Origin of the sequence: Pseudomonas sp. R1-15, assembly GCF_051132085.1 — a bacterium.
GTDB lineage: Bacteria > Pseudomonadota > Gammaproteobacteria > Pseudomonadales > Pseudomonadaceae > Aquipseudomonas.
Genome location: NZ_CP071660.1, coordinates 4,546,889 through 4,559,205, shown reverse-complemented (window position 1 = coordinate 4,559,205; position 12,317 = coordinate 4,546,889). Strand labels below are relative to the sequence as shown.

The 12,317-nt window shown below is 60.9% G+C and carries 10 protein-coding genes, 3 tRNA genes and 1 riboswitch; of the genes, 11 read left to right on the top strand and 2 right to left on the bottom strand.

The genetic code is table 11. From position 1 onward, the window contains the following. Positions 1–81 precede the first annotated feature (81 nt). The 3 genes from astB to astE all read left to right on the top strand — a co-directional run bounded on the left by astB (position 82) and on the right by astE (position 2,805). Positions 82–1,428, top strand: coding sequence for an N-succinylarginine dihydrolase (gene astB, locus J3P97_RS20440; protein WP_434628957.1), 1,347 nt, complete (start codon positions 82–84; stop codon positions 1,426–1,428). 69 nt (positions 1,429–1,497) lie between these two features. After that, a complete protein-coding gene (locus J3P97_RS20435; RefSeq protein ID WP_305499345.1) occupies positions 1,498–1,785 on the top strand; it encodes a topoisomerase II in 288 nt (95 codons plus the stop codon). 12 nt (positions 1,786–1,797) lie between these two features. Then, positions 1,798–2,805, top strand: a complete 1,008-nt coding sequence (gene astE, locus J3P97_RS20430; RefSeq protein ID WP_434672643.1) for a succinylglutamate desuccinylase — start codon at positions 1,798–1,800, stop codon at positions 2,803–2,805. A gap of 138 nt (positions 2,806–2,943) precedes the next feature. On the opposite strand, the gene J3P97_RS20425 is transcribed toward astE, so the two are convergent. Next, positions 2,944–3,453 (bottom strand): 6,7-dimethyl-8-ribityllumazine synthase, encoded by a 510-nt coding sequence (locus J3P97_RS20425; RefSeq protein WP_420767496.1) that lies wholly within the window; start codon positions 3,451–3,453, stop codon positions 2,944–2,946. Positions 3,454–3,554: 101 nt separating this feature from the next. Continuing rightward, a riboswitch (FMN riboswitch) is annotated at positions 3,555–3,722 on the bottom strand. A 259-nt stretch (positions 3,723–3,981) separates the two neighbouring features. Between J3P97_RS20425 and ltaE the strand changes: the two genes are divergently transcribed. The 7 genes from ltaE to J3P97_RS20390 all read left to right on the top strand — a co-directional run bounded on the left by ltaE (position 3,982) and on the right by J3P97_RS20390 (position 9,937). Then, a complete protein-coding gene (gene ltaE / locus J3P97_RS20420; protein ID WP_434672642.1) occupies positions 3,982–4,986 on the top strand; it encodes a low-specificity L-threonine aldolase in 1,005 nt (334 codons plus the stop codon). A gap of 145 nt (positions 4,987–5,131) precedes the next feature. After that, positions 5,132–7,753, top strand: a complete 2,622-nt coding sequence (alaS, locus tag J3P97_RS20415; RefSeq protein WP_434672641.1) for an alanine--tRNA ligase — start codon at positions 5,132–5,134, stop codon at positions 7,751–7,753. Between the two features lie 83 nt (positions 7,754–7,836). Then, the gene (locus J3P97_RS20410; RefSeq protein ID WP_305499355.1) at positions 7,837–9,078 is read left to right on the top strand and encodes an aspartate kinase; all 1,242 of its coding nucleotides are present in this window, start codon (positions 7,837–7,839) and stop codon (positions 9,076–9,078) included. Positions 9,079–9,263: 185 nt separating this feature from the next. Continuing rightward, positions 9,264–9,452, top strand: coding sequence for a carbon storage regulator CsrA (gene csrA / locus J3P97_RS20405; protein ID WP_003178872.1), 189 nt, complete (start codon positions 9,264–9,266; stop codon positions 9,450–9,452). 62 nt (positions 9,453–9,514) lie between these two features. Further along, a tRNA-Ser gene (locus tag J3P97_RS20400) sits at positions 9,515–9,605 on the top strand. A 106-nt stretch (positions 9,606–9,711) separates the two neighbouring features. Continuing rightward, a tRNA-Arg gene (locus J3P97_RS20395) sits at positions 9,712–9,788 on the top strand. A 72-nt stretch (positions 9,789–9,860) separates the two neighbouring features. After that, positions 9,861–9,937: transfer RNA gene (locus tag J3P97_RS20390), tRNA-Arg, on the top strand. Positions 9,938–9,984: 47 nt separating this feature from the next. Here the strand turns inward: J3P97_RS20390 and J3P97_RS20385 are convergent. Further along, the gene (locus tag J3P97_RS20385) at positions 9,985–10,470 is read right to left on the bottom strand and encodes a cell envelope protein SmpA (protein WP_434672640.1); all 486 of its coding nucleotides are present in this window, start codon (positions 10,468–10,470) and stop codon (positions 9,985–9,987) included. 321 nt (positions 10,471–10,791) lie between these two features. On the opposite strand from J3P97_RS20385, the gene mgtE reads away from it, so the two are divergent. Then, positions 10,792–12,234 (top strand): magnesium transporter, encoded by a 1,443-nt coding sequence (gene mgtE, locus J3P97_RS20380; protein WP_434572363.1) that lies wholly within the window; start codon positions 10,792–10,794, stop codon positions 12,232–12,234. Positions 12,235–12,317: the final 83 nt, after the last annotated feature.

The following is a 12,317-nucleotide window of genomic DNA, read 5'->3' as shown; positions in this document are numbered from 1 at the left end:
GGGAGCGAGCTTGCTCGCGATCGGCGCGCCGCAGTCGTTATTGAATGCCTATAAAAAACAGATTCTCGTGGAGCCTCGCTGATGAAATCCTATGAAGTCAACTTTGACGGTCTAGTGGGGCCGACCCATAACTACGGCGGGCTCTCGTACGGCAACGTCGCGTCCCAGAGCAATAGCCAGCAATCCTCCAACCCCAAGGAGGCGGCGCTGCAAGGCCTGGCGAAAATGAAGGCGCTGATGGACATGGGGTTCCAGCAGGGCGTGCTGGCGCCGCAGGAGCGTCCGGACGTGGCGGCCTTGCGTCGGCTGGGCTTTGCCGGCAGCGATGCGCAGGTCATCCAGCGCGCCGCGAAAGAAGCGATGCCGCTGCTGGTCGCCAGTTGCTCGGCCTCGAGCATGTGGGTGGCGAACGCCGCTACCGTCAGCCCGAGCGCCGACACCGCTGACGGCCGGGTGCATTTCACCGCCGCCAACCTCAATTGCAAGTACCACCGCAGCATCGAGCACCCGACCACCAGCCGTGTGTTGGGCGCGATGTTCGCCGACCAGCAGCACTTCGCCCATCACGCCGCGTTGCCCGCGGTGGCGCAGTTCGGCGATGAAGGCGCGGCCAACCACACGCGATTCTGCCGTGCCTATGGCGAGGCCGGCGTCGAGTTTTTTGTCTTCGGCCGCAGCGCCTTCGACAGCCGCTACCCGTCGCCACAGAAATACCCGGCGCGCCAGACCCTCGAAGCGTCCCGCGCCGTTGCCCGCCTGCACGGCCTGAGCGAGGAGGGCGTGGTGTACGCCCAACAGAACCCGGCGGTGATCGACCAGGGCGTCTTCCACAACGACGTGATCGCGGTCGGTAACGGCGAAGTATTGTTCTATCACGAGGATGCCTTCCTCGACACGGACCGGATGCTGGCCGAGCTGAGCGATAAAATCGCCAAGGTCGGTGGGAAATTTCAGCCAGTGTGCGTACCGCGTTCGGCGGTCACCGTGGATGATGCGGTACGTTCCTACCTGTTCAATAGCCAATTGCTGTCCCGTGCCGACGGCTCGATGCTGTTGATCGTCCCGGAAGAATGCCGTGGCAACGAACGCGTCTGGAACTACCTGCAAGGCCTGACGGGGTCTGGCGGGGTGATTCGCGAAGTGAAGGTCTTCGATCTCAAGCAAAGCATGCAGAACGGCGGCGGCCCCGCTTGCCTGAGGTTGCGCGTGGCGCTTAACGAAACCGAACTGGCGGCCGTCAACCCAGGGGTTATCATGACCGCGCCGCTGTATGAGTCGTTGACCCAATGGGTCGAGCGCCATTACCGCGACCGCATGACCGAAAACGACCTGGCGGACCCGCAATTGTTGCTTGAATGCCGGTCGGCACTGGATGAACTGACACAAATCCTTAAACTTGGCGCGGTTTATCCTTTCCAGATCAATTGAAAGCGCGCGCGTCCTGACTACAGTCAAAGCAGGGCGCGTTGCCTTATCCCCCGACGAGAATGTAAAGACATGAGCGATACCCTGCAGCTGATCCTAGAAGACACCGACGGCACGCAACTGGAAACCTCCTGCACCCGCGTCGCGGTGATGTGGCAGGGCAAGGAGCTGTGGATCCAGCAGGACGGTCGCGGCCAGCTGTTGATCGGCGTCGACGTCGAGGAAGGGGACGCGGAATACGCCAACCTCTTGCTGCGTCCATTGGCGACCAACCTGGTCAGCCTGCAACTGGAAATGGAACCGGCCGACATCGGCGATGACGACCACGTCCATGGCCCTGACTGCGGCCACGATCACTAAGGAAACCGCGCTATGCTCGCCCTCGGCAAACTGCTTGAACTGACCCTCGCCGGCCGCGAACCGGCGGAGAAGACTCAACTGACTGTCGAAGGCGTACGGATGCGCTGGTTGAGCGAGGGCGCGCTGGAGGTCAAGCCGCCCGAAGCCCGGGACAACGGCCTGGACCTGCTGCTGTCGGCCGGTATCCATGGCAATGAAACCGCGCCGATCGAGTTGCTCGATCGCCTGCTGCACGACATTGCCCGTGGCGACCTGAAGCCGCGGGCACGCATTCTTTTTCTGTTCGGCAACCCCGAGGCGATTCGTCGCGGCGAGCGTTTTGTCGAGCAGGACGTCAACCGGCTGTTCAACGGCCGCCACGAACTGAGCGGCGGCCCCGAGGCGTTGCGCGCCTGTGAGCTGGAACGGCTGGCCGCGAGTTTCTTCAGCGTGCCGGACCGCAGCCGTCTGCACTACGACTTGCACACCGCCATTCGCGGTTCGAAGATCGAGCAGTTCGCCCTGTACCCCTGGAAGGAAGGTCGCCAACATTCACGTCGCGAGCTGGCGCGCCTGCGCGCGGCGGGCATGGAAGCGGTATTGCTGCAGAACAAACCGTCCATCGTCTTCAGCGCGTACACCTACGATCAGCTGGGCGCCGAGTCCTTCACCCTGGAACTGGGCAAGGCCCGGCCGTTCGGGCAGAACGGTGGCGTCAACGTCAACCAGCTGGAAACCCGCCTGCACCAAATCATCGAAGGCAACGAGCCGGAGCTGGAAGAGAGCCTGGATGGTCTGCAACTGTTCAGCGTGGCGCGGGAAATCATCAAGCACAGCGACAGCTTCCGCCTGAACCTGCCGGCGGACATCGAGAACTTCTCTAAGCTTGAAAAAGGTTACGTCCTGGCCGAGGACATCGCCCAGACCCGCTGGGTGATCGAAGAAGAGGGCGCCCGGATCATCTTCCCGAACCCCAAGGTCAAGAATGGCTTGCGCGCGGGCATCCTGATCGTGCCGGCGACTGAAGCGAACCTGATCTGACCCGAGTCTCAGACTCAACACATACCCCTGTGGGAGCGAGCCTGCTCGCGAAAGCGATGTATCGGCCGACATCGATGGCGGCTGACACTCCGTCATTCGCGAGCAGGCTCGCTCCCACAGGGGAAACTGTGTCCAGGTTTAGACCGCTACCGCCCGCTGTTCACTGCGACGCAACGCCCGGGTCTTGTGCAGCGTATCGGCGCAGGTCTTCGCCGCTTCCTGGCCCTTGTGCACGAAGTGCTCGAAGAAGAATTTCTGATGTTCTTCGCCAGCGTGGAAGTGATGCGGCGTCAACACGACCGAAAATACCGGCACTTCGGTTTCCAGCTGGACCTGCATCAGACCGCTGATCACCGATTGGGCGACGAACTCGTGGCGATAGATGCCACCGTCCACCACCAGGCCGGCGGCGACGATGCCAGCGTAACGACCTGACTTGGCCAGCAGCTTGGCGTGCAGCGGGATTTCGAACGCGCCGCCGACTTCGAAGAAGTCGATGTCACTTTCCTGATAACCCTGGCTGATCATCTCAGCGACGAAGCCTTTACGGCTCTGGTCGACGATTTCCTTGTGCCAGCAGGCCTGGATGAACGCGACGCGCTCGCCCGGATGGGTTTTGGTCTTGCTGTCGATTGCGGTGGGTTGCATGTTCTGGTTCCTGTTTGTGTGAAAAACAGGGCGTCATGAATCGAAGGGGATTCGAGGGTACGCCGCGCACAAGACAGTCGCAGGCGGCCCTTGGGTGTCAATCCCGTTCTCTCTTCATCCGGACTATGACCGTCGGCCCCGGAATCACACCGGGTCTGCTGACCTTGTCGCTGCACTGTAAAGACCGTGTAGCACCAAGCGCTCGCGGGCTATGCGCATTGCGCGCAATTACCGCCGGTGGGGAGTTGCACCCCGCCCTGAGAACGTTTTGCCGTCACGTTTTGTGACGGCGGAGGATTTTTAACACATAACCCCCTGTGGGAGCGAGCCTGCTCGCGAATACGGTGTGTCAGCTGAATAAATGTCGCTGACCCAACGCGTTCGCGAGCAGGCTCGCTCCCACAGGGAACTGATCAATGTTCAGGCCAGGTGTTCTTTTCCTTTCACCGGGCTTGATTATTCCTGCCCATGCCCGCAGTAATTGCCCTCCGAAAGGGAATTCCCCCACCAGAACCCGAGGCCAGATTCATGAGCGTTATCGATCTTCGCAGCGACACGGTCACCCAACCCTCCGCCGGCATGCTGGATGCCATGGCCAGCGCGCCGACCGGCGACGATGTGTATGGCGAAGACCCGACCGTCAATCGCCTCGAAGCCGAACTGGCCGCGCGCCTGGGGTTCGCGGCGGCGTTGTTCGTGCCCACGGGCACCATGAGCAACCTGCTGGGGTTGATGGCCCACTGCGAGCGCGGCGATGAATACATCGTCGGCCAGCAGGCCCACACCTACAAATACGAGGGTGGCGGTGCGGCGGTGCTCGGTTCGATCCAGCCCCAGCCCCTGGAAGTGCAGGCGGACGGCTCGCTGGACTTGGCGCAAGTGGCTGCCGCAATCAAGCCCGACGATTTCCATTTTGCCCGCACCCGGCTGCTGGCCCTGGAAAACACCATGCAGGGCAAGGTCTTGCCGCTGGAATACCTCGCGCAAGCCCGGCGTTTCACTCGGCAACATGGCCTGGCGCTGCACCTGGACGGCGCGCGGCTGTACAACGCCGCCGTCAAGCTGAATGTGGACGCCCGGGAGATTACCCAGCATTTCGATTCGGTGTCGGTGTGCCTGTCCAAGGGGCTCGGTGCTCCGGTGGGCTCGGTGCTGTGCGGCACTGACGAGTTGATCGGCAAGGCCCGTCGGCTGCGCAAGATGGTTGGTGGCGGCATGCGCCAGGCCGGGATCCTCGCGGCGGCGGGGCTGTATGCCCTGGAACATAACGTCCAGCGCCTGGCCGACGATCACGCCAACGCCCAGCGGCTTGCCGAGGGCTTGCGTGCGGCGGGTTATGCTGTCGAGCCGGTGCAGACCAACATGGTCTACGTGCAGATCGGCGAGCGGGCCGAGGCGATCAAGGCCTATGCCGCCGAGCGAGGCATCCAGCTCAGTGCCGCGCCCCGTCTGCGCATGGTCACCCACATGGATGTCGGCGCCGGGAAAATCGACCAGGTGATCGGCACTTTCGTCGAATTTTCCCGCAACTGATCCTTTCAGCGGTCCGATTGACGGTTTCTATCGCATAACACACTGTACCCCACGCAAAGGGCCGATATAATGCGGCCCTTTGCCGTTGCTTCGTCTGTTGACGTTTTGCACAGGCCTTTGGCCGCAGCCTCCGTGGAAGAACCTAATGAAAAGCGCAGAAATCCGTGAAGCCTTCCTTCGCTTCTTCGAAGAGCAAGGCCACACCCGAGTAGCCTCCAGCTCTTTGATTCCGGGCAACGACCCGACCCTGCTGTTCACCAACGCGGGGATGAACCAGTTCAAGGACTGCTTCCTGGGCCAGGAAAAACGTGCCTACACCCGCGCGGTGAGCAGCCAGAAATGCGTGCGTGCCGGTGGCAAGCACAACGACCTGGAAAACGTCGGTTATACCGCTCGTCACCACACCTTCTTCGAAATGCTGGGTAACTTCAGCTTCGGTGACTATTTCAAGCGCGACGCCATCACGTTCGCCTGGACCTTCCTGACCTCCGAAAAGTGGCTGAACCTGCCGAAGGAAAAGCTCTGGGTCACGGTATATGCCACCGACGACGAAGCCTACGACATCTGGACCAAAGAGGTCGGTGTCCCGGCTGAACGCATGGTGCGCATCGGCGACAACAAAGGCGCGCCTTACGCTTCCGACAACTTCTGGACCATGGGTGATACCGGCCCGTGCGGCCCTTGCACCGAGATCTTCTACGATCACGGCGCCGACATCTGGGGCGGCCCACCCGGCTCGCCGGAAGAAGACGGCGACCGCTACATCGAGATCTGGAACAACGTGTTCATGCAGTTCAACCGCACCGCCGACGGCGTGCTGCATCCGCTGCCGGCGCCGTCGGTAGACACCGGCATGGGCCTGGAGCGGATCAGTGCGGTGTTGCAGCACGTCCACTCCAACTACGAGATCGACCTGTTCCAGAGCCTGCTGGCCGCTTCGGCCAAGGCCATCGGTTGCACCAACGACAACCAGGCCTCGCTGAAAGTGGTGGCCGACCATATCCGTTCCTGCGGCTTCCTGATCGCCGACGGCGTGCTGCCTTCCAACGAAGGTCGCGGCTATGTGCTGCGCCGGATCATTCGTCGCGCCTGCCGTCACGGCAACAAGCTGGGCGCCAAGGGCAGCTTCTTCTATCAGATCGTCGCGGCGCTCGTGGCCGAGATGGGCGAGGCCTTCCCGGAGCTCAAGACTCAGCAGGCGCACATCGAACGTGTCCTCAAGGGTGAAGAAGAGCAGTTCGCCAAGACCCTGGAGCAGGGTCTGAAGATTCTCGAGCAGGATCTGGCCGAGCTCAAGGGCAACGTGGTTCCCGGTGACGTGGTGTTCAAGCTGTACGACACCTATGGCTTCCCGATGGACCTGACCGGCGACATCGCCCGCGAACGCAACCTGACCCTCGACGAGGAAGGTTTCGAGCGCGAGATGGAAGCCCAGCGCGTGCGTGCGCGCTCCGCCAGTTCCTTCGGCATGGACTACAACAGCCTGGTCAAGGTTGACGTGGCCACCGAATTTACCGGTTACGCCGCGACCACCGGCTCGGCCAAGATCGTGGCGATCTACAAGGACGGGCAATCGGTCGACATCCTGAGCGAAGGCCAGGAAGGCGTGATCGTGCTGGACAAGACTCCTTTCTACGCCGAGTCCGGCGGCCAGATCGGCGACAGCGGCTACTTGCAGGCCGGCAACTCGCGCTTCGATGTGCGCGACACCACGAAGACCGGCGGCGCGTTCCTGCACCACGGCGTGCTGGCCTCCGGCAGCCTGATGGTCGCAGCGCCCGTGGCCGCCCATGTCGACGCCGAGGTCCGTCACGCGACTGCGTTGAACCACTCCGCGACACACTTGCTGCACGCAGCGTTGCGCCAGGTGCTGGGCGAACACGTTCAGCAGAAGGGCTCGTTGGTGGACAGCCAGCGCCTGCGCTTCGACTTCAGCCATTTCGAGGCGATCAAGCCTGAGCAACTCAAGGCGCTGGAAGACATCGTCAACGCCGAGATCCGCAAGAACTCCCCGGTAGAGACCGAGGAAACCGACATCGAGACCGCCAAGCGCAAAGGCGCGATGGCGCTGTTCGGCGAGAAGTACGGCGACAACGTGCGCGTGCTGAGCATGGGCGATTTCTCGGTGGAGCTGTGCGGTGGCATCCACGCCAATCGTACCGGCGACATCGGCCTGCTGAAGATCATCAGCGAAGGCGGCGTGGCCTCCGGTGTGCGGCGTATCGAGGCGGTCACTGGCGCTGCTGCGCTGGCCTACCTCAACGCGGCTGAAGAACAACTCAAGGAAGCGGCGAGCCTGATCAAGGGCAGCCGTGACAACCTGATCGACAAGTTGTCGGCTGTGCTGGAGCGCAACCGCCTGCTGGAAAAGCAGCTCGAACAGCTGCAGGCCAAGGCTGCCAGTGCCGCGGGCGACGATCTGTCGGTCCAGGCGGTGGACGTCAAGGGCGTGAAGGTGCTGGCTGTGCGTCTCGACGGCCAGGACGGCAAGGCGCTGCTGGCGCTGGTCGATCAACTGAAAAACAAACTCGGCCGCGCAGTGATCCTGCTCGGCGGTGTCCATGAGGAAAAGGTCGTTCTCGTCGCAGGCGTGACCAAAGACCTGACTGGCCAACTCAAAGCCGGTGATTTGATGAAGCAGGCCGCTGCGGCAGTGGGCGGGAAGGGCGGTGGTCGTCCGGACATGGCGCAAGGCGGCGGTACCGACGCCAGCGCCCTGGACGCGGCACTGGCCCAGACCGTTGCATTTGTAGAGCAGGGCATTTAAGGCAGCGCCCCGGGTTCGCCAAGGCGGGCCCGGGCGCTGTTGAGATTATTTGGGCGCCCTTCATGGGCAGAGGCGGCTTTGAAATGGCTTTGATCGTACAGAAATTTGGAGGCACCTCGGTCGGCACCGTCGAGAGAATCGAACAAGTCGCCGACAAGGTTAAGAAATTCCGTGACGCTGGCGATGACCTGGTGGTCGTGCTGTCGGCAATGAGCGGCGAGACCAACCGTCTGATCGATCTGGCCAAGCAAATCAGCGGCGACCAGCAACCGGTCCCCCGTGAGCTGGACGTAATCGTTTCCACTGGCGAGCAGGTGACCATCGCCTTGCTGGCCATGGCGCTGATCAAGCGTGGCGTACCGGCGGTGTCCTACACCGGCAACCAGGTGCGTATCCTGACCGACAGTGCGCATAACAAAGCGCGTATCCTGCAGATCGACGACCAGAAGATTCGCGGCGACCTGAAGGCTGGCCGCGTCGTGGTTGTCGCCGGTTTCCAGGGCGTGGACGAGCACGGCAACATCACCACCCTCGGCCGTGGCGGTTCCGATACCACTGGCGTGGCCCTGGCGGCAGCCCTCAAGGCTGACGAGTGCCAGATCTACACCGATGTGGACGGCGTCTACACCACCGATCCGCGGGTCGTGCCCGTGGCTCAGCGCCTGGACAAGATCACCTTCGAAGAGATGCTGGAAATGGCCAGCCTCGGTTCCAAGGTGTTGCAGATCCGCGCGGTGGAGTTCGCCGGCAAGTACAACGTTCCGCTGCGCGTTCTGCACAGCTTCAAGGAGGGTCCGGGCACCCTCATTACTATCGATGAAGAGGAATCCATGGAACAGCCGATCATTTCCGGCATCGCTTTCAACCGCGATGAAGCCAAGCTGACCATCCGTGGCGTGCCAGACACTCCCGGCGTGGCGTTCAAGATTCTCGGCCCGATCAGCGCGGCCAACATTGAAGTCGACATGATCGTGCAGAACGTCGCGCACGATAACACCACCGACTTCACCTTCACCGTGCACCGCAACGATTACCAGGCCGCTGAAACCGTGCTGAAAAAGACCGCTGGCGAGATTGGCGCCCGGGAAGTGGTGGGCGACACCAAGATCGCCAAGGTCTCGATCGTCGGCGTCGGCATGCGCTCCCACGCAGGCGTGGCCAGCCGCATGTTCGAATCGCTGGCCAAGGAAAGCATCAACATCCAGATGATCTCCACCTCGGAAATCAAGGTGTCGGTGGTGATCGAAGAGAAGTACCTGGAACTGGCCGTGCGCGCCCTGCACACGGCTTTTGAACTCGACGCTGCGGCCCGACAGGGCGAGTAAGGCGTTACCTTGAGGGCGCGGTTTCGACCGCGCCCTTTGTTTTTCCGGATGGCATGTCCCAAAACTGTTCTTTTGCGCCCGCTGGTCAATACTAGGCCTGTGGGCTGCGACCGTTTCGCTTGTAGGTGTCATGCCCTTATTTTGCAGACTGTTGTTCCTGAACTGAATCGCGTGAGGAGAAAGGTATGCTGATTCTGACCCGTCGGTGCGCAGAGAGCCTGATTATTGGCGATGGCGAAATCACCGTGACCGTGCTCGGCGTCAAAGGAAACCAAGTGCGTATCGGCGTCAACGCGCCGAAAGAGGTCGCTGTGCACCGGGAGGAAATTTACCTGCGTATCAAGAAAGAGAAGGACGACGAACCAAGCCATTAATTTTTATCGATTTTTATGTTTGCAAACGGGGATGAAGGTGGTTAATATACGCCCCGTGTTGCGGAGAGCTGGCCGAGTGGCCGAAGGCGCTCCCCTGCTAAGGGAGTACACCTCAAAAGGGTGTCGGGGGTTCGAATCCCCCGTTCTCCGCCATTATTCGTTTAGTGCGCTGTCTCTGGCTTGATCGGTAAGTGTTTGAAATTACTGAAAAAAGCGCTTTACAAAAAGATTCGGCGACCTATAATGCGCGGCAACAAATGCACTCGTAGCTCAGCTGGATAGAGTACTCGGCTACGAACCGAGCGGTCACAGGTTCGAATCCTGTCGAGTGCACCATTTAAGAGTTGCTTGCAGCGATGCAAATAACTTGGCTACAACCAGTTGTGATCTGGTATAAAACCACAACTTGCACTCGTAGCTCAGCTGGATAGAGTACTCGGCTACGAACCGAGCGGTCACAGGTTCGAATCCTGTCGAGTGCACCAAACACCAAAAAGCCTGCGTTCAACGCGGGCTTTTTGCTGTCTGGGATTTAACGTTTCACGCAGCCTTTCCCATCGAACGCGACCTCGGTGCTGCGGCCGTTCCTCTTTTTGTAGGTATAGCGCGTGTTCGAATTCCGCACCTTGATCGTGTCGGGCCTGCCGAGTGCGCTCTCCACGTCTTGCTGGTTCATGCCAGCGATTACCCGCCGACTCATGATTGCCTCCCGGCGCTGACTGGCGTCGATCAGATTCCCGCAGTCGTCCTCCCGCTGGCCAACGATGGTCGGTGCCTTGCGTCTGTTTGTGTTGCCGGATGTTTTCAGCGGCTGCGCTTCCGGCAGCAGCGGTGCGACGTGGCCTGGGTTGAATGAGTTTATCTGCTGCACGGACAGGATCTCCCCGGACGGGCAGCTCAGGCTCGTGAACGTCACCTGCCCGGCGCCGTTTTCGCAGCGATGCACGGTTTGTGCGGCGCTCCAGAGAGGCAGGCAGGCTAAGGCGGCGATTGGAAACAGACAGCGGTTTGCGGGCATCCGGACTTCCTCCTTGACCGTTGGTAGAGAAGGGTAGCCGCTACATCTGCGCCGCAGCGTGTGTTTTCTTTTCAGAATAAGTCGTCGTAAATGCAGAGGTTCAGCCTGTGTTCAGGTTTGTCTCGCAAGCGCTTGTTCTTGCCACGATTTTTTAACGTTCTAGAGCGTCAAGCGGTGTATGATTGCGGCCGTCAGCCCCGCCGGGGCTTTGGAATATCTTCATGGACTTACCCAGTAGTTACTCAATATCGCGTTTTACCAATCATGAATTGACTGATTGATCCTTCCGGCGTGCTCCACTGCTGGGAGTGGAGTTCGCCTATGACCGAAGTAGAAGTAAAAAAAACGCAGGAAAGCCTTCAGGATCGCCTCGCTCAAGTCGTTGAGCTGCTGCATCGTCAGCGGGTCGTGGAAGACCTGACGCATCGCCAGGAAGGCCCTCATTCCGACCGGGTCGGGAACCTGGTCCACCGGCAGAATCTCGTCGAGTTGCAGCGCAAGCTCGATGACCTGCACTCGGCCGACGTCGCCTACATCCTTGAAGCCTTGCCACTGGAAGAACGTCTGACGGTCTGGCAACTGGTCCAGGCCGATCGCGACGGTGACATCCTGCTGGAAGTGTCCGACTCGGTTCGTGAAACCCTGATCGCCGACATGGATGATCACGAGCTGTTGGCGGCGGCCAAGGAGATGGACGCCGACGAACTCGCCGACCTCGCCCCCGAACTGCCGCGCGACGTTGTCCATGAGCTGATGGAGGCGCTTGATGGGCAACAGCGCGAGCGTGTCCGCTCGGCGTTGTCCTACGACGAGGAGCAGGTCGGTGCGCTGATGGACTTCGAGATGGTGACGATCCGCGAGGACGTCAGCCTTGAAGTGGTCTTGCGTTACCTGCGTCGCCTCAAGGAGCTGCCGGGGCATACCGACAAACTCTTCGTGGTTGATTACGACGGCGTGCTCAAGGGCGTGCTGCCGATCAAGCGGCTGCTCGTCAATGACCCGGAGAAGCAGGTTGCCGAGGTCATGGCCAGCGACACTGTGAGCTTCCATCCCGACGAAAATGCCTACGACGCGGCCCAGGCATTCGAGCGTTATGACTTGATTTCCGCGCCGGTGGTGGACAAGAACGGCAAACTGATCGGCCGTCTCACCATCGACGAAATGGTTGACCTGATTCGTGAGGAAAGCGAAAGCGAAGTCCTCAGCATGGCCGGTCTGCGAGAAGAGGAAGACATCTTCGCTTCGGTCTGGAGATCCCTGCGCAACCGTTGGGCCTGGCTGGCGGTCAATCTGGTTACGGCGTTTGTCGCTTCTCGCGTCATCGGCCTGTTCGAAGGCTCCATCGAGAAACTGGTAGCGCTGGCGGCGTTGATGCCTATCGTAGCCGGTATCGGCGGCAACTCTGGCAACCAGACCATCACCATGATCGTTCGCGCCATGGCGCTGGACCAGGTCAGCACCGGCAATACGTCGCGATTGATGCGCAAGGAGCTGGCTGTGGCGTTGATCAATGGCGTGATCTGGGGCGGCGTGATCGGCGTGGTGGCGTACCTGCTATATGGCAGTTGGTCGCTGGGTGTGGTGATGACTGCGGCGATGACGCTCAATCTGCTGCTGGCGGCGTTGATGGGGGTATTGATCCCGATGACCCTGGCCCGCCTGGGGCGCGACCCGGCAATGGGCGCCAGCGTGATGATTACCGCCATGACGGACAGTGGAGGGTTCTTCATCTTCCTGGGCCTGGCGACGATTTTCCTGCTCTGAATGGCTCCTCAAGAAGCCCGCTTGATTGGCGTAGTGCTGTTCACTTAAGGCAACCGACGAACCCGTGGCGAGGGAGCTTGCTC